The organism is Methylobacter svalbardensis (assembly GCF_037671525.1).
Lineage (GTDB): Bacteria > Pseudomonadota > Gammaproteobacteria > Methylococcales > Methylomonadaceae > Methylobacter_A > Methylobacter_A svalbardensis.
This window is the reverse complement of record NZ_JAWPOH010000013.1, coordinates 37514-59033: the sequence shown is the minus strand read 5'-3', so window position 1 is coordinate 59033 and position 21520 is coordinate 37514. Positions and strand designations below refer to the sequence as shown.

The 21520-nt window shown below is 48.8% G+C and carries 25 protein-coding genes; 13 read left to right on the top strand and 12 right to left on the bottom strand.

Going from position 1 to position 21520, the window contains the following annotated elements:
* Positions 1 to 3 precede the first annotated feature (3 nt).
* The 5 genes from RW114_RS07475 (at position 4) to RW114_RS07455 (ending at position 2698) form a co-directional block, all read left to right on the top strand.
* The gene (locus tag RW114_RS07475) at positions 4 to 504 is read left to right on the top strand and encodes a peroxiredoxin family protein (protein WP_340122114.1); all 501 of its coding nucleotides are present in this window, start codon (positions 4 to 6) and stop codon (positions 502 to 504) included.
* Positions 505 to 507: 3 nt separating this feature from the next.
* Positions 508 to 933 carry a protoporphyrinogen oxidase HemJ gene (gene hemJ, locus RW114_RS07470; RefSeq protein ID WP_340122113.1) on the top strand — a complete coding sequence of 142 codons (426 nt, stop codon included), beginning with the start codon at positions 508 to 510 and terminating at the stop codon, positions 931 to 933.
* Between the two features lie 24 nt (positions 934 to 957).
* Positions 958 to 1395 carry a YeeE/YedE family protein gene (locus RW114_RS07465; protein ID WP_340122112.1) on the top strand — a complete coding sequence of 146 codons (438 nt, stop codon included), beginning with the start codon at positions 958 to 960 and terminating at the stop codon, positions 1393 to 1395.
* A 2-nt stretch (positions 1396 to 1397) separates the two neighbouring features.
* A complete protein-coding gene (locus RW114_RS07460) occupies positions 1398 to 1814 on the top strand; it encodes a DUF6691 family protein (protein WP_340122111.1) in 417 nt (138 codons plus the stop codon).
* Positions 1815 to 2083: 269 nt separating this feature from the next.
* Positions 2084 to 2698, top strand: a complete 615-nt coding sequence (locus RW114_RS07455) for a nuclear transport factor 2 family protein (protein WP_340122110.1) — start codon at positions 2084 to 2086, stop codon at positions 2696 to 2698.
* 306 nt (positions 2699 to 3004) lie between these two features.
* On the opposite strand, the gene RW114_RS07450 is transcribed toward RW114_RS07455, so the two are convergent.
* The 9 genes from RW114_RS07450 to RW114_RS07410 form a co-directional block, all read right to left on the bottom strand.
* On the bottom strand, positions 3005 to 3400 hold the full coding sequence (locus RW114_RS07450; protein WP_340122109.1) for a hypothetical protein: 396 nt from the start codon (positions 3398 to 3400) through the stop codon (positions 3005 to 3007).
* Positions 3401 to 3751: 351 nt separating this feature from the next.
* Entirely contained in the window at positions 3752 to 4084 is a 333-nt protein-coding gene (locus RW114_RS07445) for a hypothetical protein (protein WP_340122108.1), read from the bottom strand.
* A gap of 112 nt (positions 4085 to 4196) precedes the next feature.
* Complete coding sequence (locus tag RW114_RS07440) at positions 4197 to 4580, bottom strand: DUF302 domain-containing protein (RefSeq protein ID WP_340122107.1); 384 nt, start codon at positions 4578 to 4580, stop codon at positions 4197 to 4199.
* 68 nt (positions 4581 to 4648) lie between these two features.
* Positions 4649 to 5719, bottom strand: coding sequence for an urease accessory protein UreH domain-containing protein (locus tag RW114_RS07435; RefSeq protein ID WP_340122106.1), 1071 nt, complete (start codon positions 5717 to 5719; stop codon positions 4649 to 4651).
* 77 nt (positions 5720 to 5796) lie between these two features.
* Positions 5797 to 9042 (bottom strand): efflux RND transporter permease subunit, encoded by a 3246-nt coding sequence (locus RW114_RS07430; protein ID WP_340122105.1) that lies wholly within the window; start codon positions 9040 to 9042, stop codon positions 5797 to 5799.
* Positions 9042 to 10127 carry an efflux RND transporter periplasmic adaptor subunit gene (locus RW114_RS07425; protein WP_340122104.1) on the bottom strand — a complete coding sequence of 362 codons (1086 nt, stop codon included), beginning with the start codon at positions 10125 to 10127 and terminating at the stop codon, positions 9042 to 9044. The genes RW114_RS07430 and RW114_RS07425 overlap by 1 nt, the downstream gene beginning before the upstream one ends.
* A 155-nt stretch (positions 10128 to 10282) precedes the next feature.
* Positions 10283 to 11680 carry a TolC family protein gene (locus RW114_RS07420; RefSeq protein WP_340122103.1) on the bottom strand — a complete coding sequence of 466 codons (1398 nt, stop codon included), beginning with the start codon at positions 11678 to 11680 and terminating at the stop codon, positions 10283 to 10285.
* Between the two features lie 85 nt (positions 11681 to 11765).
* Positions 11766 to 11966: a YgaP family membrane protein gene (locus RW114_RS07415; RefSeq protein ID WP_104429437.1), complete on the bottom strand. Its 201-nt coding sequence runs from the start codon at positions 11964 to 11966 to the stop codon at positions 11766 to 11768.
* Between the two features lies 1 nt (position 11967).
* The gene (locus RW114_RS07410) at positions 11968 to 13248 is read right to left on the bottom strand and encodes an NAD(P)/FAD-dependent oxidoreductase (protein ID WP_340122102.1); all 1281 of its coding nucleotides are present in this window, start codon (positions 13246 to 13248) and stop codon (positions 11968 to 11970) included.
* A 358-nt stretch (positions 13249 to 13606) separates the two neighbouring features.
* Here RW114_RS07410 and RW114_RS07405 point away from each other — a divergent pair, with 358 nt between their 5' ends.
* The 8 genes from RW114_RS07405 to RW114_RS07365 all read left to right on the top strand — a co-directional run bounded on the left by RW114_RS07405 (position 13607) and on the right by RW114_RS07365 (position 19256).
* Complete coding sequence (locus RW114_RS07405) at positions 13607 to 15169, top strand: cytochrome ubiquinol oxidase subunit I (RefSeq protein ID WP_340122101.1); 1563 nt, start codon at positions 13607 to 13609, stop codon at positions 15167 to 15169.
* The gene (gene cydB, locus RW114_RS07400; RefSeq protein WP_340122100.1) at positions 15166 to 16305 is read left to right on the top strand and encodes a cytochrome d ubiquinol oxidase subunit II; all 1140 of its coding nucleotides are present in this window, start codon (positions 15166 to 15168) and stop codon (positions 16303 to 16305) included. The genes RW114_RS07405 and cydB overlap by 4 nt, the downstream gene beginning before the upstream one ends.
* Before the next feature lie 9 nt (positions 16306 to 16314).
* On the top strand, positions 16315 to 16881 hold the full coding sequence (gene cydX, locus RW114_RS07390; RefSeq protein WP_422614796.1) for a cytochrome bd-I oxidase subunit CydX: 567 nt from the start codon (positions 16315 to 16317) through the stop codon (positions 16879 to 16881).
* Between the two features lie 213 nt (positions 16882 to 17094).
* Positions 17095 to 17295 carry a CsbD family protein gene (locus tag RW114_RS07385; protein WP_340122099.1) on the top strand — a complete coding sequence of 67 codons (201 nt, stop codon included), beginning with the start codon at positions 17095 to 17097 and terminating at the stop codon, positions 17293 to 17295.
* Between the two features lie 242 nt (positions 17296 to 17537).
* Positions 17538 to 17708, top strand: coding sequence for a hypothetical protein (locus RW114_RS07380; RefSeq protein WP_340122098.1), 171 nt, complete (start codon positions 17538 to 17540; stop codon positions 17706 to 17708).
* A gap of 79 nt (positions 17709 to 17787) precedes the next feature.
* Positions 17788 to 18195 carry a BON domain-containing protein gene (locus RW114_RS07375; protein ID WP_340122097.1) on the top strand — a complete coding sequence of 136 codons (408 nt, stop codon included), beginning with the start codon at positions 17788 to 17790 and terminating at the stop codon, positions 18193 to 18195.
* Between the two features lie 18 nt (positions 18196 to 18213).
* Positions 18214 to 18729 (top strand): hypothetical protein, encoded by a 516-nt coding sequence (locus tag RW114_RS07370; protein ID WP_340122096.1) that lies wholly within the window; start codon positions 18214 to 18216, stop codon positions 18727 to 18729.
* A 332-nt stretch (positions 18730 to 19061) separates the two neighbouring features.
* Positions 19062 to 19256, top strand: coding sequence for a hypothetical protein (locus RW114_RS07365; protein ID WP_340122095.1), 195 nt, complete (start codon positions 19062 to 19064; stop codon positions 19254 to 19256).
* A gap of 368 nt (positions 19257 to 19624) precedes the next feature.
* On the opposite strand, the gene RW114_RS07360 is transcribed toward RW114_RS07365, so the two are convergent.
* The 3 genes from RW114_RS07360 to RW114_RS07350 all read right to left on the bottom strand — a co-directional run bounded on the left by RW114_RS07360 (position 19625) and on the right by RW114_RS07350 (position 21520).
* Entirely contained in the window at positions 19625 to 20290 is a 666-nt protein-coding gene (locus RW114_RS07360; RefSeq protein ID WP_340122094.1) for a hypothetical protein, read from the bottom strand.
* A gap of 282 nt (positions 20291 to 20572) precedes the next feature.
* Positions 20573 to 20911 carry a PilZ domain-containing protein gene (locus RW114_RS07355; RefSeq protein WP_340122093.1) on the bottom strand — a complete coding sequence of 113 codons (339 nt, stop codon included), beginning with the start codon at positions 20909 to 20911 and terminating at the stop codon, positions 20573 to 20575.
* A 93-nt stretch (positions 20912 to 21004) separates the two neighbouring features.
* On the bottom strand, positions 21005 to 21520 hold the full coding sequence (locus tag RW114_RS07350) for a LuxR C-terminal-related transcriptional regulator (RefSeq protein ID WP_340122092.1): 516 nt from the start codon (positions 21518 to 21520) through the stop codon (positions 21005 to 21007).

Genomic DNA, 21520 nt, shown 5'->3' with positions numbered 1-21520 from the left:
CTGATGAATGCCAAACACCGACTTCCAGGCCTATTATTACTGGCGCTCATTTCAATAGCTCTTAGTATGGGCTGCAGCAAGACCATTACATCGGCGCCTGACGTGACTTTTACCACCATCACCGGTAAAAAAATCGCCCTGAAAGATTTGCGCGGCAAGCCGGTTGTGGTCACTTTCTGGGCGACCGACTGTCCCAGTTGCATCGAAGAAATCCCTGACTTAATCGATCTGTATACCCGGTATCATGCCTCGGGTCTGGAGATGATCGCCGTTGCGATGTACTACGACCCGCCAAATCATGTCGTCGATATGACTAAAGCCCGACAACTGCCTTACAATGTGGCGCTGGATGTAAACTCCGAACACGCCGAAGCTTTTGGCGGCGTGATGTTTACACCCAGCACCTTTTTGATCGGCCCGGACGGTTCGGTTGTTAAAAAAGAAATCGGGTTCTTTGACTCGGCAAAAATGAAAACAACTATCGAATCACTACTAAAAGGCTAGCTCATGCTCTGGTTAAAAGCGTTACACCTGATTTTTATGGTCACCTGGTTTGCAGGCCTGTTTTACCTGCCGCGCCTGTATGTTTATCACGCAATGAGCGATGACGAAATCAGCAATGAACGCTTTAAAATAATGGAGCGCAAACTGTTCTTCGGCATTATGACGCCGGGCATGGTCGCAACGTTGATATTCGGCTTCTGGATGCTGATTGCTTACGACTGGACCGTTTACGCCAATGCCGGTTGGCTACATGCAAAACTGCTGCTGCTGATGTTGACGCTGATTTATCACTATTTCTGTTATCTGTGGCTGCTGGATTTTAAACATGACCGCAACCGGCGCAGCCATGTTTTTTTCCGCTGGATGAATGAAGTGCCGGTGTTGTTTCTGGTCGGTATTGTTGTACTGGCAGTTGTTAAACCTTTTTGACGCGTCCACATTTAAGAGAAAAATATGAACCTATCTGATTTAACTCACAGCGCCTATATCGCCGGACTATCGGGCGGCTTGTTGATCGGCTTTGCCGCGGTAATGCTGGTGTTATTCAATGGCCAGATTGCCGGTATCAGCGGAATTTTAGGCGACCTGCTTCAAACCGGTAAAGGAGACAAAGTCTGGCGCGTGATGTTTCTGCTCGGCTTGATCACTGCGCCTTTTGTTTATCAAATGGCCTTTGATCTACCCCCGGTGGTTATCGAAGCGGGAACAATAGAACTGATTATTGCCGGTCTGTTGGTCGGCATGGGTACCCAGTATGCATCCGGATGCACCAGCGGACACGGCGTTTGCGGCATTTCCCGCGGATCGATCCGCTCCATTGCGGCTACGCTGACCTTCATGGCGGCGGGTTTTGTCACCGTCTATCTGACTCGCCATTTGCCGGGACTTTAATCATGTTGGCTATTAACGCATTTTTTGTTGGACTGATATTCGGTTTGGGTCTTATCGTCTCCGGAATGACCAATCCGGCCAAGGTCATAGGCTTTCTGGATTTAGCCGGGGCTTGGGATCCGACGCTCGCATTCGTGATGGGAGGCGCAGTCCTGGTCGGATCCGGGGGCTTTGCTATCGCCAAAAAACGCCAACGCAGTTTGCTGGGAGCGCCTATGCAACTGCCCGCCGCATCCAAGCTGGATAAACGTTTGCTAATAGGCAGCCTGGTTTTTGGAATCGGCTGGGGGCTTTCAGGATTTTGCCCTGGGCCTGCTGTTGTCAGTGCTGCCGCAGGGCAACCCAAAGCCTGGATATTCGTTGCGGCCATGGTGGCCGGGATGGCTTTGTACAACATGATTGAGCGGCGCAGGAAGTAAGTCTATCTGCCCACCGTCCGCAATTAATCCACGAAAACTATAGTGAGTCTGGCCATCTAGCGAGATTTACGCGTTTGTCAGACTCAATTGTATCGGAAGAAACTGGAACTTTCGAAGGGTTATGGGTACTATGGATAGGGAAGGTTTCGGCGTCATAAAATAAATTGAAATCCTTAGACTGTTTCCTATTCGGAAGCCGGCGTTCCGGCAACCCTATCTTTCTAAAACTTGTTTTTTGAGTTTGCTGTAAATTTCTGGAGTCTTCGGTGATGACGACTAACGTGCTATTACAAATCTTTCCTGGCCATCAGGCAGCGAAAAGCCTGGCCGGATTGGCGGGGCTTTTCAGTCTATTGTTCATGCTGAGCGGCTGTCAGGCCGTATTAACCCCCGAACAGGTCACCCTGGCTTTCTGGGAGGCGATGGCGCAAGGCAATCTTGAATCCGCCAGAACACACGTTACACAGGAGACCCAACATCTGGTGACCAAACAGCAAAACCTGGAAGGTGCGTCACTAAAGACGGGGGAAGTTGTTATCAACGGTCCCAATGCAACGGTATCGACGAGCATGACCTTGAAAAAGCCTGAAAGCGACAAGCTTTTATCGTTTGACACCGTTTTATTAAAAGAAAACGATCAATGGAAAGTTGATTATCAGCAAACGCTGAATAATCTTTCGATCCTGCCTTTCGGCGAGCTTTTTAAAAGCTTGCGGGCGATTGGCGATACCATCAACAAGGAACTGGAACAACAGATTCCGCTGTTTGAAAAACAGATCAAATCCTTCAGTGAAGAATTAATCAAGCAATTGGACGAATTTCGCCGTAAGCTGGAAAAGTCCATCCCGCCTGAAAAACAGACGCCTCATTCTGATACGATTTAATTGTTTAACGTGTCAGGACGCAAACGGTAGGGTTCAGCCTTGTAGGTCGGGCAACAGTTTTATCGTTGCCCGACATTTTGGAATTCGATAAAGGGACGACGGTTGGTAAACCAATTGTCATTTCCATATTTAACCATCGAAATTGTCGGGCATAAACAGCATGCCCGTACCAAGCGGGACGGGGTTTGCAACCCCGTCCTTAACGTTTTTACGATGCCCGAGCTAAGCGGCTATACATTTCCAGCGCAAAATTTTTCGAACTGGGCAACATGCTCTATCCGGCTGTCAGTCGTCAAGCGTGGAACATCATGTCGCAAGCAATTTGGTAAGGAGCAGCGAAGCCGGGTTGGCCGATAACCAAAGCCAATGTTCAGGACGGGAAACATAACCTTTTCGTACCGAATTTTCGTGAATATAGTTAAGCTTTTGAAGATAGAAAGCAGGGTTCTCGATCTTCTTCGGGGCATTAGTTTCCATCCAAAACCGGTAACTTCCCTGTGCATCAATAAACAGTTTCAAAACACTCGGCTCGGTGGTTTCGAGATTGGCCTTGAATTTAGCGGTAGTGAATCGTTTGAAGTCTCGTAAAAATCCCGCCATATCTGGCGAAGTAACTATGAGATGGATATGGTTTAACATAAAAACATAACCGTTCAATTCCAGCCCTTTGTTATCTTGGCAATAACGGATCGAATCGGACATAATTTGCCAGCGGTTATAACGGTCAAACAGATAATACCAACGTTGAATGGTTAGAGTGAGATAGTAAGTTCCGGCATTCAGCTCGGCGTCTACGCGTCGGGACGGCATGGCATGGGGCGCTTCCTTTTTAATTGGATCGTGAGCAATTGTATCAAAGCATTAGCGGGTATGTTTCCCTCGGAAGAGATTTCTTTCATGGAATAACGATAACGGCGGTATCAAACGTTTGGGACGGGGTTACAAACCCCGTCCCGCGTGGTAGTTCAGCAGGCGAGTTCTACTAACGAAGATCCCAGGCGGGACGGAGTTTGCAACCCCGTCCCGCCTGGAGTATTTGCGGATTGACGTTGGTCAGCGGTTGCGACCGCCGCTGGCACCCATGCGGCCACCGAGCCCCATACCACCGCCCCTGACTGGCGGCTCGTCGGGAAGGGTCATCCCGCGCTCCTTAGCTCGCTCTTTCATACGCTCGTGCTGTTCGATGCGAAATTGCTCCCGCTCCTCGTCAGTCTTCGCGCTACGCATTTTGGATCGATGCTCTTCCCGCTCTTGCTCCGTCATCAATTCACTGCCGTATACCTGCTCCTGCTGCTGGGTTTGCAGCTGATCAGCCGCCAAAGTCAGGCTGGGTGAAAGTGCTAAAGCACCGGTTAACGCGGACATTATCACTATTTTTTTCAACATAACTGTTTCCTGAAAACAAGGGGTTTATGGAAAATGGCGAATATGACCAATGCAACCCCTACATTGGCCACGCCTGTCAGATAGACCCATGAAACTGTTTATGTGCCGAGACTCACTTCGCCTCGTCAACCATCTGGATGGTTTTCTCCTCAACCTCTTTAGCAACTTCGACTAACGCCGCATCCTCAGAGAGCGCCGAAAGCATTTGCACCGGCTTGATAAGGCCGATCATGGTTTTGCCTTTCTCCGTAAACACCGATATACGACACGGCAACGCCATGTTCAAGCGCATATCGGTGGACAAAACTTTTGCAGCCTGCCCCGGATTGCAGACTTCAAAAATTTTGCACTCCTTATCAAAAACAATGCCTTTGCTGCGAAGCGTGGCGCCCAGGTCGTGGACATGCAACACCCCGAAGCCATGATGCTTAACGGCTGATTCAAGGTCTGCCGATGCCTGGTCGAATGACTTGTCTGTTTCAACTATGTAATACATGAAATAACCTCGATCTTGATGGTTGAAAAAAAACTCAATAAAAGGACGTCCCGTTTAGATAGGGATTGTCACCGCATGATTGTAATATCTCCGGGTCGCGGCGCCGAAAACCGCTCTACAACTGTCGCGAAGTTATAACCGGACTGGGTTAGTTTGAGTCCGCGATCTGTCATCATCAGCCCCATCAGAATAACCAGAATACCGGACACGGACAGTAATTGATTTTGGGTCTTGCCGCTGAGTGCGCTAGCGAACACACCGAAGGTCAACAAAGGAATCAGGGTGCCGGTGCCAAAACACAGCAGCAATAAAGCCCCTTCCACAGGATCGGCGGTACCCAGCGCCATGATATACATAGCTTGTAGCGGGCCGCAGCCGAGTAGAAAACCGCTCAAAAATCCGACGCTGAAAGGGTTGCGTCTGGGCTTGATATCTTGAAAGATTCGTTGCGTGACTGATCTCGATTTGCAACGCAGGAACGGAAGACGAAATTTGGGAAACAGCTTGAGCATGTTCAAGCCAAACAGCACTAAAAAAATGCCTGCCACGAGTGCAGCGACCCCACGCATGTGGGGAGTAATGGTGAGAACGGCGCCCAACGCACCAAATACCATACCGAGCAGCGCATAGGAGAGATTCTTGCCCAGCGCATAGGACAAATGGGCAAAAAATACTGCTCGCGGTCCGCGCCCTTGTACGCCTTGGGTGTAATTCATCACAAAACCACCGCACATACCGATACAATGAAAGCCGGTGAGAAATCCCACGGTGAAGATTACGCCATAGCCAAGACGGGCATCGAATTGCTTCATTAATCCAGGCATCAGGCTTTTACCCCAGAAGGCGATGCCACCTATCAGAGCCAGCAGCACCAAAAATACGGCGATATGTTTTAAGCGTGGACCCCATGAAACCTTGTCGACTTGGACTCCATAGCTATAGCCTTTACTTTCTATACTGGCAAGAATGGCTGACGGTGAAGTGAGGGACTCATCGAATTGAACCTGCACCTTTTCTGTTACGTGATCGGCACTAACCGTGTCGATCCCCGGCAGTTCCTTTACCGCAGCACAGATAACCGCCTCACAGCCCGCACAGTGCATGCCGCTAATGGGAAATGAAAGTGTACGTTGCGTCATATAAATCTCCTACGGTAACCGATAGTGATATCGGGCGGATAAAATCCGGCAAGCCTATTTCAACTCATAACGCTTAATCATGCTTCCTTGTTAATCAAAAAATAAACCACCGGAATCACTAACAATGAAAAAAGAGTCGAGGCAAAAATACCGAAAATAAAGCTCCAAGCCAGCCCTGAAAATATCGGGTCAAAAATAATCACAAACGCACCGAACATGGCCGCTCCAGCGGTCAAAAATATCGGCCGCAAGCGTATCGCACCGGCTTCAATTAAGGCTTCTGCCAGAGTTACATCGGCACGGGCGCGGATGCGTTCGATAAAGTCGATCAGGATAATCGAGTTACGCACCACGATACCCGCCAACGCAATCATGCCGATCATCGCGGTGGCGGTGAAATATATCGGGTTGGGATAACCCGCAATAGGCGCAGCAAACAGATTAAGCAGCCAGAAGCCCGGCATGATGCCGATTACTGTCAGCGGAATGGCGATCATCATCACCAGCGGCACGCTCAGCGATCCGGTTTGCCCGACCAGCAGCACATAGATCATCACCAGTGCGGCCGCAAAAGCCAAGCCAAGATCACGAAATACATCGACGGTGATTTTCCATTCGCCCTCCCCCGCCAATTCGGCTCTATAACCTTCCGGCAAAGGTCGTTCGGCAAGGTTGTCATTCAAATCGAAAACCGCTTCCACCGGGCTGCGTCCCGCCATTCCGGCAATCACATAATTCACCCGTTGCAGATTCTTGTGAAAAATGGGCTGGTCTTCGCTTTCCATGCTGGCGCTACCTATTTCACTTAACGGTATCAAATCGCCCTGCCCGGTTTTAACGCGCAACGCCAATAAATCGGCAATGGACGAGCGCAGCGCGCGCGGCAATTGCAGGGTGATTTCCAGCGGTTGGCGTTCGCTGTCTACATGCACGATGCCGACCGTCTGACCTGCGGCGGCGATGCGCAGGGTTTGGGCAACTTGCGCGACGCTGACGCCGGACAAGGCCGCCTTTTCCCGGTCCAGGTGAAAATGCACCTTGTCATGTTGCGCTTCGGAATAGTCGTCGACATCGACCACGCCTTCGGTTTTTTCCATATCGGCCCGAACGCGTTTGGATACGGCGACCAAGCTGTCAATGCTGGCTTCCGGCGGGCCGTAGACTTCGGCGACCAAGTCGGAAAGCACCGGCGGCCCCGGCGGAATCTCCACAATTTTAAGGTTTGCGCCGTATTTTTTGCCGAGCCGTTCTATGTCCGGCCGAATGCGCAAGGCGATTTCGTGAGATTGTTGCTCCCGCCGGTCTTTAGCCAGTAAATTGATCCTGACTTCGCCGACATAACCGCCGCTGCGTAAATAATAGTGGCGAACCATGCCGTTAAAATCCATCGGCGCGGCAAGACCGGTATAGGTTTGATAATCGGTGACTTCGTTGACGGTGGCCAGATAACTGCCCAGGGCGCGCGCAACTTCATCGGTTTGTTCCAGCGTCGAACCGCGCGGCATGTCGATCATGATTTGCAGTTCGTTTTTATTGTCGAACGGCAATAATTTAAGCGGAACGGCGCGGGTAACAGCCAGCAGGGTTGAGCCGATAAAGGCTATCAACACAATAAGCAAAAATAATTTGGCGCGTCCCGAGGTCGCCAGAAAAGGCCCGAGTGCGGCGTTATAGGTCCGATAAATAAAAGTTTGTTTGAGCTCCAACGGCGCTTCATCGCTGTGGTTATGATATTCGCTTTGCAGTAGTTTGAAGCTCGCCCACGGTGTCACGGTAAAGGCGACGATCAGGGAAACAATCATCGCTATCGGCACGTTAAAAGCCATCGGCGCCATATACGGCCCCATCATGCCGGTGATGAAAAACATCGGCAGGAACGACACGATCACGGTAAAAGTCGCCAGGATGGTCGGCGGCCTGACTTCGTCGACCGCCGTCAACAGCGCTTGCAGCGGCGATTCCTTGCGTAATTTATAGTGCCGGTGGATATTTTCGACATCGACGATCGGGTCGTCGACCAGCAAACCCAGCGACAGGATTAACGCAAACAAGGTGACGCGGTTGATCGTGTAACCGGAGAGATAATCCAGCAACAAGGTCAGCGCCAAGGTCATCGGCACGGCAATCGACACGATGAACGACTCTTTCAGCCCCAGCGAAAAAGCCAGCAGCACCACGATAATCACGATCGCAAAACTCAAATGCTTAACCAGTTCATTGACTTTGTGGTTGGCCGTTTCGCCGTAATCGCGGCTGATGCTCAGCAAAATATCTTCGGGGATCAGCGTGCCGTGCAGTTTTTCCGCGGTAGCGATAACGGCTTCGGCGACGTGTACGGCATTGCTGCCTTTGCGTTTGGCAACGGCAATGGTGACCATCTGGCGTTCCTGTCCGACTTGCGGCTTGTTGCCGGTGGCATGGCCTATCGTCGGCATCTCATCAACCGCAGGGCCAAAGCCGATGCGGGTGTAATGGTCGACATCGGCCGGGCCGTCTTCGATCCGCGCCACATCGCGCAGGTAAACGGGCCGCCCGGCAACGCTTTTGATGACGGTCGCGCCGACTTCTGCCGATGATTCAAAATGCGGCCCGGCTTCCAGCAGGATTTCGCGGTTGCCGCGTTCGATGCTGCCGACTTGCAGATTGACATTGGCATCAGCCAGCGCCTGGGTGACTTCAAGCAAGGTTACGCTGTGCGCGGCCAGTGCGGCAGGGTTGGCGTAAATCGAAACCCGCCGCTGCTCGCCGCCGACGACCCAGCTTTTGCCGACATCGCCGACACTCCTGAGGGAAATGATCAGCTCGTCGGCGATACGCCTTAAAGCCATCGAATCGTAATTATTATTTTGAGCGGAAAGTGTCAGTAGCACGATAGGCACGTTATCGATTTCAACCGGCGACACTTTCCAGTGGGTTACGCCCGGAGGAATCAGGTTCTGGTTGGACATCAGCCTGTCCCAGGTCTTGACCAGACTGTCTTCAAAATCCTGACCGACGAAATAACGCACGGTAACCAACGCCGCACCGGGTCTGGAGACCGAATAAACGTATTCGACGCCCTCAAGCTGTTTGAGCAAAACCTCCAGCGGCGTGGACACCAGTTTTTCGACTTCTTCGCTGGAAGCTCCCGGATATTCGACCAGCACATCCATAACCGGCACGACAATCTGCGGGTCTTCTTCGCGGGGCGTAAGGATTAACGCCGCCGCTCCGGCCAACAGCGAAATAATCAGGAACAGTATCGAAAGCTGGGAGGTGGTGAAAATTTCGACAATCTTGGTCGTCAATCCGCGCTTAGGAGTTTGGTTTTGCAGGTCGTCCATTATTGCGCCTGCTGTGAAAGGATTATGACGGTTTCGCCGGCATGCAGGCCGGAAATAACTTCAATTTGCTCGCCGAAAGCTTTGGCCGTTCTGATATGACGCATGAGTTCCCGGCCTTCCGATAATACCTTGACGACTTCCAGCTGACCGATATGGTGCACGGCGCTGGCGGGAATCAACAAGGCTTCATGCTGACCGCAGGCTTGTTCCAGCCAGCCGAAATATCCCGGTTGCAGGCCTTCGATGGCAGGCAGTCCGATTTTGATCAGCTGGGTGCGGGTTTGCGGGTCGACTTCGGGGCTGATCTCGTCAATTTGCGCACGGGTTGTTAGGCCCAAGGTATCGATACGCACCGTAACATCCATACCGATACTGTAGCGTCCGGCGCAAGTGCTCGGCACGTCGGCTTCAAGCCTTAATCCTTGCGATGTTTGCAGGGTCACCACGGGTACGCCGGGCAGGCCCATGTCGCCTGGCTCTTTAAGACGTTTAACAACTGTGCCGTCAAAAGGAGCGAGCAACAGCGTATCGGCCAGATGGGATCTGATTTCAATGACCGTACTTGCAGCCTGATTCACGCCGGCTTGCGCCTCTTTTGCCCTGGCGACTACCGCATCAAAGTTTTCTCGGGTCGCCGCTTCTTTGCTGTACAGGCTGCGGGTGCGCTGTTCGTCTGCTTTGGCGCGATTGGCTTGAGCATTGGCTCCGGCGAGCGCGGCCAGGGCTGCATTTTCCTGAGCTTTAACGTCGCGTTCATCCAAGCGGGCGATGACGGCGCCTTTTTTGACTTTGTCGCCCGCATTGACCTTGATCTCGATAATCCGGGCCGTCATTCTAGGAGCGATATTGGCAACGGTTCTTGATCTCACCGTGCCGGGCCAGGTAAGAAGATTGTCAACCTGCTTTTTTTCGACAACAGCCGTATCATTTTTCTGCGCGTTTGCATCGCCGGGCAATGGGTTTATTCCTGGCGACACTTTGCTGACAAAACTGCCTTGCATATAAAGCAGTAACAGGATCAAGGCTAAAACGGCTACGGAAATAATGGCGATTTTGTTGCTATTTTTGGGTTCGGTTTGAGACATAAGATTCTCTTTATCTTAGAAAAATCATTTGGTCCACGAAAGACACGGAAAGCACGAAAATATTCGATGGAGAATGGTTCCGAAACATAATAAATGGTTCATTTAGTATTTTTCGTGTCTTTCGTACTTTTCGTGGACAAATCGCTGTTTAAGTTTTATTTCCAGTCGCCAACAGCTTTTTTCAATGCGGCTTCAGCACTCAGGGCATCGTAATGCGCTGCAATCGTGTTGGAGTGGGCTTTATTTCTGGCAACCTCCGATTCAATATAACGGGTGACCGTAACTGTTTCGGCGCGTCTTTCCTCATTAACCAGTCTTAACGCTTCGTCGGCAGATCGCACCGAGGCTTCGGTAACGCGCATGCGCGCCAAGGCTTCTTCCAGTTTCAGGAAAGCAATTTTGACTTCCTGTTCAATAGCCAGCTTGGTTTTGCGTTCCGTTTCCCGTGCCTCGGCGGCTTTTCGTTCCGCAATGCTGACGCGATTTTTGGTTTCTAACCCGGAAAACAAATCCATTTCGACGCTGACGCCGGCAGTGACATTGTCTTTGCTGCTGGAAAATCCGGGGGATTGACTGTTTTGACCGTAACTGACATAAGCATCGGCTTTCGGCAAATAAGCGCCCTGCTCGCTTTTTACCCTACGCTGACTGATTTCCACCTGACTGGCGGCCGCTTTGACTTCCGGGCGTTGCGTCATCGCAAGTTCGAGCAAGTCGTTAAACGATGCCGTCATTTTGGGTTCGGGTAACATCAAAGATGACGATGCGACAGTAAACGCGTGATCCGCTGATAGGCCAAGCAAGGTGGCGATGCCGGCTTTGGATAGTTCGATGCCGTTGGCGGCCCTGATTTCGGCTTCCAGCGCTTCAGCCGATTTCACTTCCAGCGATAAAACATCGGACTTAAGTACGGTTCCGGCCTCATACCTTAGTTTTGATTGCTTTAGCTCACTGGTAATTGCCAAAATGGAATCTTGGGCGACTTTATGCGCTTCCTGAGCGGCCAAATACGCATAATATGAAGCGGTTACGGCTTCAATCAAGGCATTGCGCACGGTTGAGCGTTCAAACTCCGCCGCGCTTATGCCCAGCTCCGCCGCTTTACTGTTTTGATAATCCTGACCGCCACGGAACAGGGACAATTTTCCTATGATTTCGGGGCGAAAGTTTTGTCGATAACCGGGATTATTGATGTTATTGATCGAATTGGCATTGAAATCCCTTTGCGCCACAATCATCGAAAAGACCTGCGCGGGATTGTTGGAATGATCGTAGCCAACCTTGGCGGTTACTTGCGGATAAAACGCAGACAAGGCAACGCCTAATTGGGCTTCGGCTTGCCCGATGCGTTCTGCGGTAATTTGCAAGTCGGGATTGTTGGCTAATGCGTAATCAATAGCCTGATCCAGCGTAAAAGATTGGCTGATTGATTTTTCCGGTACGGCTTTTTCAGCCGGATATTTGGGAGCATGATCCGCTATGGCTGACAAGTTGGATAGCATGAGCATCGGTAATAGACTTAATGCCAGTTTGTTTTTTATTGTTTGAAGCATAATCTTCACGTACCTGTTAAGAGTGCGGCAAAAGTCTTTGGTTCTTTTCGCTGATTCCCAAGCTGGAACGTGGGAACCAGCGCAATCAGAATGCGCTGCCCGGCTTAACCCCTAACTTTTTAAGTATGATTGCCATCGGGCAAAACCCTGTAAATGCCGACTGCAACAAGTTAGCGCCGACAAAGGCCGTAAACCATAGCCACAATTCGGAATGGTAATGCGCCAGCAACAAGCTGATTAGGATAAAACTGCCGGCAACGGCAAAAACTACGCGATCAATAGTCATCTTACTTTCCTTTTAACCGAACTACGCCTATTAATTTGAGCATCAACCTTTCATAAAAAGGCTCGCTGATGCCTTTTCTGATTTTACGCATGAAATATTTCTCGAAACCGATTTTAGCCAGATGTACCCATTTACCTTCGGCCGACCAAGTTACATTACGCGGCGGAATTTGCGGCTTGGCCAGAAAAGCCACTCCTGAATCGCCAAAATCGGCCAGACATAAAGCATTCAACGTCGCTTTATGTGACGGCTCTTTGCCGACCAGTTCCTCGGCAATATTGTGCGCGGTGGCGGTCACCATCGATTCGATCATATAGCCGGTTTTTGGCGCGCCAACCGGTACCGGCGTCTTTTCAACCGGCGGAATGGCAATGCAAACGCCGATAGAATAGATATTTTTAAAGGTAAGATTGCGCTGATGCTCATCCACCAAAACAAAGCCGCGCGGGTTAACCAAGCCTTCAACACCGACATTACGCACCGCATCAACGCCGGTAAAAGCAGGCAGCATCATTGAATGCTTGAAGGGCAGCTCATGTTTTTTCTTGTCCTTGCCTTCATCATCAACCTCGGTAACATACATCATGCCGGGTTCAATTTTGTCGACCTTGGCATTGGTTATCCACTTGATGGTCTTGTCGCGCAACGCACTTTCCAGCAGGCCTTTGGTATCCCCTACTCCACCTAAACCCAGATGGCCGATATAAGGTTCTGCGGTAACAAACGTCATCGGCACTTTATCGCGGATTTTCTTTTTGCGTAATTCCGCTTCAAGAATCATTAAATATTCATATGCCGGGCCGTAACAGGATGCCCCCTGAACCGCACCGATCACAATCGGGCCGGGATCTTCGATGAATTTATCCCAATCTTTTATAGCAACTTCGGCATGATCGACATGACAGACTGAGGAGGTATAGCCATCAGGTCCTAAACCGGGAACTTCATCGAAGGCCAGACGCGGCCCTGTAGCAATAACCAGAAAGTCGTAAGCGACGGCTGAGCCATCTTCCAATTGAACCTGATTATTGACCGGATCGACTTTCGATGCGGCTTTTTGAATAAATTTTATGCCTTTCTTTTTAAAAACCGGGGCTAATTCAATCTTCAACTCTTCAGGTGTTCGCCATTTTGGTGGAACCCAGGGATTTGATGGCACAAAATGAAAAGTAGGACTATCGGAAATTACAATCACATCATGATTTTTGCCTACCGTTTCCTTCATTTCATAAGCCATTGGAACCCCGCCAATGCCTGCCCCTAAAATTACTATACGAGCCATGATATTCTCCTGATTAAGAATTATTATTACGTGCCTTGTGTCTTTTAATTAGCCAAGGTGAATTGGAAATCTCAAAGTACATCTACCGAGCAGTAAAAAAAGAAAAATTATTTCCCGTAACCGATCAGACAACAGTACCGCAAGACTTAAAAATAAATTACTATATTAGTATCTTCTAATTAACAATAACACAATTTTATCTTAGCAACCAAGTTAAATTGTTAGAGTAAAATAAGATTCAAACAAAAGTTGTTTTTTAAATGTGTTGTTTTAAACGCAAGCGGTATTGGTATACTTTATATCCAATGTCATTCATCTCAAGTTCTGGTCTACAGAACTTTAACCCATAGGGGAATTTATGATTTCAGAGGCCGTGGTTGATTTATCGCGCTGGCAGTTTGCGGCAACTTCTTTATACCATTTTTTGTTTGTTCCGTTGACATTGGGATTGTCGTTTTTACTGGCGATTATGGAATCGACCTATGTGATGACCGGCAAAGAAATTTACAAGGATATGACCCAGTTCTGGGGGAAATTATTCGGCATCAATTTCGCGCTGGGCGTGACCACCGGTCTGACCATGGAATTTCAATTCGGCATGAACTGGTCCTATTTCTCGCATTATGTCGGTGATGTTTTTGGTGCACCGCTTGCGATCGAAGGCTTGATGGCGTTTTTTCTGGAATCCACATTTGTCGGTCTGTTTTTCTTCGGCTGGGATAAGCTAGGCAAAGGGCAACATTTAATGGTGACCTGGCTGGTTGCGTTAGGCAGTAACTTATCCGCATTATGGATTTTAGTGGCTAACGGTTGGATGCAAAATCCGGTCGGAGCGGAGTTCGATTATGAAACCATGCGCATGGAAATTTCCAGCTTTAGTTCGCTGTTATTTAACCCGGCCGCCCAGGTTAAATTTGTCCACACCGTGGCCGCAGGTTACACCACGGCTTCTGCTTTCGTGCTGGGCATCAGCGCTTATTACATGTTGAAAGGCCGGGATGCCGCTTTTGCACAGCGTTCTTATACCATCGCCGCAGGCTTTGGCCTGGCAGCCATCCTGTCAGTCATTGTTTTGGGTGATGAAAGCGGCTATACCGATGGCGAAGTACAAAAAACCAAACTGGCGGCTATCGAAGCCGAATGGCATACCGTAGAGCCCCCCGCTGCATTCACGGTCATCGGCATACCGGATCAGGAAGCCATGGAAACGCACTACGCAATCAAAATTCCCTGGGTATTGGGTTTGATCGGCACACGCTCTATCGATGAGCCGATTACCGGTATATCGGAGATTCTGGAAAAAAATCGCTTGCGCATTCGTGACGGCATGAAGGCCTATTCACTGTTGCAAACCTTAAGAGCGGGCAGCAAGGATCCCATTGTCCGTGCCGAGTTTGACCGCTACAAGCAGGATCTGGGTTATGGTCTATTGCTCAAACGCTATACGGAGAACGTGGTCGACGCAACCGCTCAACAAATAGAACTGGCAGCGCAATATTCTATCCCCAGAGTCGTGCCTTTATTCTGGACCTTCCGGATCATGGTGGCGTGCGGATTTATTATGCTGGCAATATTTATTTTTGCGGTTATCGCCAGCTCAATTCGTAAATGCAGACAGGATTGGTTATTACGCTCCAGCCTTTATATGATGCCTTTACCCTGGATTGCCTCTGAATTGGGTTGGTTTGTGGCAGAGTTTGGCCGTCAACCGTGGGCTATTGCGGAGATTTTACCGACATTCTTAAGCGCATCATCCTTAACCGAACTGGATTTATACCTGAGTCTGGCGGGCTATATCGGTTTATATACGGTTTTTTTGATCATCGAAATGTTCTTGATGCTCAAGTTTATCAAGTTAGGTCCGAGCAGCCTGCATAAAGGCCGTTACCATTTTGAAATCGCCACAGGAGCATCACTATGATTTTCGATTATGAAACCCTGCGCTTGATCTGGTGGGCTTTGTTAGGCGCTTTATTGATCGGCTTTGCTATTACCGGCGGTTTTGACCTGGGTGTAGCCATCCTATTACCCTTTTTAGGGAAAAACGATAGCGAACGCCGCGTGATTATCAATTCCATCGGCGCAACCTGGGAAGGCAATCAGGTTTGGTTTATCACCGCAGGCGGCGCCTTGTTTGCTGCCTGGCCTATCGCCTATTCGGTGGCGTTTTCAGGATTTTATTTTGCCTTATTGTTAACCTTGTTCGCGTTATTTCTGCGACCGATAGGCTTTGATTACCGCAGTAAACTGCCCAGCCAAAAATGGCGCAGCAACTGGGATATTGCGTTGTTTGTCGGCGGATTCGTACCGGCGTTGATTTTCGGCGTGGCCTTCGGCAATTTATTACAAGGCGTACCGTTCCACTTCGATAACGATATGCGTATTTTTTATACCGGTTCGTTCTGGGCATTATTAAACCCTTTTGCGTTGGCGGCCGGGCTGCTTAGCTTATCGATGCTGATTATGCACGGTGCGGTCTATTTACAGCTTAAGACTGAGGGTGACATTCATCAGCGCTGTAAAAAAGTGGTCACTGTTTCTGCAATAATATCACTCGCCGTTTTTGCTTTGGCGGGCATCTGGGTTGCCAATATTGACGGTTACCAGATCAGCTCCGAAGTTCTTCCTAACGCGCCGTCCAACCCGCTGGCAAAAATAGTGTCTAAAGAACCGGGATTATGGCTGGATAACTATGCACATTATCCTGTGTTGTGGGTTATTCCAGCGCTGGCTTTTATTACCGGAACGGTGACCATAATACTGTCAAAAATCGAGCGTCCGGGGCTGGCATTTATAGCCAGTTCATTAACCTTGGCCTCAGTCATTTTAACAGCGGGCGTGTCGATGTTTCCGTTCCTGATACCGTCAAGTTCAGCTTTGAACAGTTCGTTGACCGTGTGGGATGCCAGTTCCAGCCTTACCACCTTAAAAATCATGTTCTGGACGACAGTGATTTTTTTACCCCTCGTTGTGGCTTACACCACTTGGGTGTTCCGTGTGTTGCGCGGCAAAATAACGCTGGAACACATTCATCAGAACGATCATTCGGCTTATTAGGAGGTTGCTATGTGGTATTTCACCTGGATACTTGGATTATTACTGGCCTGCTCATTAGGCATTATCAACGTGCTTCGACTGGAGGCACAGGAAACATGGGATAAAGAACATATCCCCTTAGACCCGCTAACCCAGTTAATGACCAAAGACACGATGCTGGGCCGGTTAAAGGAAAAAGTCGAGAACTCCAAACGCAACGGCTTTCCTTTTTCCATTCTTTTTATCAGCTTAAAGGATTTTAACGCCAGGAATAATTTACCCGCTTCTGAAATGGATGCCATATTACGTAGCGTGGTCGATTGTTTTAAAGAAGACATCAGGTCGGGCGTTGATATCGCCGCAAGAATGGATGAACAGGATTTTCTTATTGCGATGCCGGGTTCTCCATTGAAAAAAGCCGAGGAAATCGCGGCACGGGTTAAAAATGAAATTTCAGATCGCGTTAAAGCGCCTGGCCTGGTTGTTGAAGCGACTGTAGGTGTTGCTGAATATTCTGCGCCCCCTGAAGAATCTGCTACTACGACGAATGAAGTAGATGAATTGATCAGAGTTGCAACAACAAAGAGCGGCTTATAAAGCCCAGACTTTTAACGAAGCGACAGTAACAGCAAGCACAATGCAAGCCGTTACAAGGCCTGAATTATTATGTCTGTTACCGTACAGACATTTTCTGATCCCAATGCTAAATTATTTTTCAAGCTTATAGCGAAACGTGTAATTGTTCGTTTCTAAGCTTAATTTGCCTGTTAGGGGAAGTTTAATTTTTTATAAACAATAAGGGGAATAGACATGAACTGGGATCAAGTAGCTGGTAACTGGAAACAATTCACAGGTAAGGTCAAAGAGCAATGGGGCGATTTGACTGATGATGAACTCGATCAAATCGCAGGAAAACGCGACATTCTCGTTGGTAAGGTTCAAGAGAAATATGGGATCGCAAAAGAGGAAGCCGAAAAGCAGGTCAAGGACTGGGAGAAGACTCAAAGCTGATCGTTGGTTTCTTTTATGATTTTGACTTAACGCTGTTGTCAAGGGTTCCGGCGGTACGGCTATACCAATAACCGCCGGATTGCCAAAGGTAAGGAAGTCACCGGCAAGATACTGGACGACAAAGGGATGAAGATAGAAGGAAATATCCAAAAGAATGTCGGCAAGGCTCAGGGTAATTTTGGTGATCTTAAGAAAGATAGTAAACAAGGCAAATAAAACGAGTTTATGCCGGAGGAAACCACATGTCAGAAGCGCTTAATCATGCGAAGGCTCATGATAAAATCGCCGTTGAAAACCTGAATGGCCTGCATCGCTGGTACCTAAATGATACTATTGATCACGGCAAGCTAAAGCATGTCAGCTTTATAAAGAAACCTGCTGAAGTAGCCGTCACACATCTGAAAGCCGCGTAATAAAAGACCATCAACTTCTATTCGATGGATACTGTTCAATTATGTTAATAAAGAAACGCCTATTATTAAGGAGAACACTATGTTTACACGATTATTGCTAGTTATTTTCACTTTAACGGGCAGTCTAATAATGATGACCGGTCCTGTTCTAGCCGAACAAAATACCTCATTCCATTTGGCAGCTAATTCAGAATTGGAAAATACCGAGCGTAATGTTCGCGACAAGGATAACGCTACCTTAACCCCAGAAGACCAAAAGGAAACCAAAAAAGATATCCAAATCACGGCTCAAATACGTAAAACCGTGGTTAGAGATAAGTCGCTATCAATTGATGCGCAGAATGCAAAAATCATCACCCGGAGTGGCGTAGTAACTTTGCGTGGGCCTGTAGCAAGTGAAGCAGAAAGCAAAACGCTCCAAAAAATCGCCAAGAAAACACGTGGTGTAGTGAAGGTAGATAATCAACTTGAAATTAAAGCGCCATAAAGGCCCAGGAGGAAGGACATGAAGAAAGCAGTTTTTTGTATCGCCCAAAATATCGAACAGGCAGAGATCATTGTTAATAACCTGAAGACAGCAGGCTTTTCAATTAATGATATCTCCGTGCTGTTTCCCGACAAATCCACGACCAAGGATTTTGCTCATGAGAGGCACACCAAAGCGCCGGAAGGGACTGCTATCGGTGGGACCGTGGGTTTAGGCGCTGGCGCTGTGCTCGGGTTGTTAGCCGGGATCGGCGCTCTGGCTATTCCAGGCGTAGGTCCGTTAATCGCCGCAGGACCCATTATGGGAGCACTGAGCGGTGCGGCAGTAGGTGCTGCCACTGGAGGTTTGGCTGGCGCTTTAATCGGGTTGGGTATTCCGGAGTATGAAGCCAAACGCTATGAAGGAAAAATCAAGGGCGGAAGCGCCTTGATTTCTGTACATACGGATAGCAGCGAAGAGCGTGATCAGGCAAAAGAAATTTTCAAAAATGCTCATGCAGAGGATATTTCCTCGACTGGAGAAGCATCTGTTTAATTGAAACGAGGCGCATGATTTATAAATGATGCGCCTCGTTCCGTCAGGTGATTCTGCGGCCGAATTGCACATAATCACGTAATAATTGCAGGTGAGTTTTGTTATGCATCACCTTGAACAATTGACACATTGCTGTAAGCTACATTATCATCAAAATAGGACGTAAGCTCAAACTCCATAAATCTTAAAATGCCTTATAATATCAGTTGCTTATTAGAAAATGACAAGATATCTCTAATAAATGGCAGAAAAGTTAAGTCTATGATTTACGGGTTTTGGCTTACAACCTCGGTTAAGAAACCGTCTAATAAAACTTATAATAGGATAACACTATGAAAAATAAAGAAATTATTGCGGCTGGTTTAGTTGCTTTGGCGTTATTGGCTGGCTGTAGCAAAGAAAAGGAATCCACCTCTACTTCTACCACCACCGAAAGCGTTACAACACCAGCTCCAGCTCCGGCTGAAGAACCAACTAGAACTAAAGAATCGACCTCTACCACCACAACCGATACAAAAAAAGAATAATATAAGATTTGCCGGTTCCTAATTGCCTGATTGGGAACCGTATCTTGTATAAGCTCCAGTGCTCCATTACTGACGGCCAGCACGTAGGGCGCAATAAATATGCTTCGCTATTGCGTCCTATCGCGGCTAAGGTAAGTCCTCCGGCTACGCTCAGAAGAGCCCTGTCGAACCTGAGGACAGATTAACCGCCCAGCCTTCGACAACGCTGTAAGGTATATTTGCCAACAGGCAATCCTTACACAACGGCGGTCTGATGTCGGTGTTCTGCGATACTAATTCGCATGCCCATAAAAAAACCGCCCCCGGTTGCCCGGAAGGCGGTCATCGACATCAAATGCCTGGAAAAGCAGGCAACTCAATCTACGCGACTAGAATAGTATGTCAGAAATCACTGTATCAGCAATCTCGGAACCATCTGCATCTTTCAGATAAGCGGTGTAAAAGACATCGGTAATTACAGCATCGACCAATGTGGCCCCAGCCGGGAGTGTCGGAACGAGCGCACTGGGAACAAGCGATGTAACAGAAAGCCAATTGTAGCCCGTGATTTTGCCCTTCGGGTTGAGGCGGCCATTCACCACGGTGGGTTCCGTAATTGCGGTCATTCCATTGGTGCCGTTAAAATTATTGGTGACAGTGGCAGTTGTGGTCGTTGTTGAGCCTATCCAGAGAATGGACGATGTTTGATTGGCATGCGAGCATTGATTTACATGACTATTATAATATGTGGTGTCAGTACACACACCCGGCACAGACACAGTCTGCGTTTCAGTGCTGGTCGTACTGTACGTATAGGCAATTTCATAAGTCACTTCGACCACAACCGACTTCTTGCTTTGAATGGCCCCGTGATTGACCGTACCGGAGACGGTAACATCACCGCCATTCTCATCTCCGTTGTTTGAATAGGTAGCGCTTACAACTTTGAAATCACCAGTAACATCACCGGCGTACACATTGCTTGTAAGAGCCATTGCTGCCAACAGCACTGAACCTGCGGTCATTGCCACTGAAAAGTATCTTCCTGCTTTCATTTTATTTCTCCACTTTATCGTTGATTAACAAACAGATTAGTAAGGGCAGACTCGATTGATTTTAAGCACGTAACCAATAATCCTGACCGTATAAACATTTCGCTTATATTGAAACAAATTCCCCCTCCCCCAACAACGGCCAAATCTCCCGATTATCACCAGCTAAATATCCCGTTTTTACAGTCTAAACCGGGACATTTATCCCGGTCTCACAGCCCTTAATTTCCCTCTGTCGTCAATGCAATTATTTTTAACGGGCTTACAATACGTAAGCTTTCGCCACTAATCCGAAGGAGACGGTGCCGGAATAAGTCGGCTGCGCGAAAAACGCACCGCCAGACCACTTAGGCCATGCCCTTGGGTTTCCTGGCGAACTATACGGCCCAGCGCCGCCAAAGAGGCTCCGCCCGGCAAGCGAGTCAAACTAAATAAGCGCTCACCGGGCAGCAGGTTGCCCGGCAGTTGCAGATACAAACCGCCATCGCTGATGTTGTCGACCAAGGTATGGGTTTCAAAAAACCGGCCGCCGGAATACTGGCCTCGGACCAACACCGGAAACAAGCCACACCAGCGTCTCTTCCCCCGCTGTCCCTCACTAAAACCATTCTCGCGCATCAACATAAGTAAGAATCCTTATCGTCTGCAGTTGTGCTTTAATTTGACAAATAACCGGCGTTTTCACAAGAAGCAATTGTCCCGGCAGCTTAGGGACAATTATCCCGACTTTGCAGCGGCTAAACCGGGGAGAGCAAACCCCAGGCGCCCGGCCTGCAGCACCAGTTCGACCTGGCTGGCCACGCCCAGTTTGCTGTAGATAACGACCAGCTGGTTACGCACGGTTTTTTCGCTGATGAACAGTTGCGCGGCGATTTTTTTAGCAGGCAGCCCTTGAATCGCAAGACGCGCGACGGCGAGCTCCCGGCCGGTGAGCAGATTTTCTATTGGAGGCTTAACCGCGTGGGCTTTGGACGCATCCTGCTTGAAACTTTGCAGCAGACCGGATGCAAGTGAATTATCAAACCACACTTCACCCAAATGGACGCTATGAATGGCTTTCAGGAGGAGGTAAGCGGACTGGTCTTTGATAAAGACGCCGACCGCGCCAAGCCGCAAGGCTAATAAATGCATTTCGCACTCAGTGCATGTGGTGAGCACCAGGATTTTACAAGAGGGGCAAGCTGACAGCAGTTCCGGAATGCGTTCGGTGACAAAACCTTCCTTCAGCTTCAT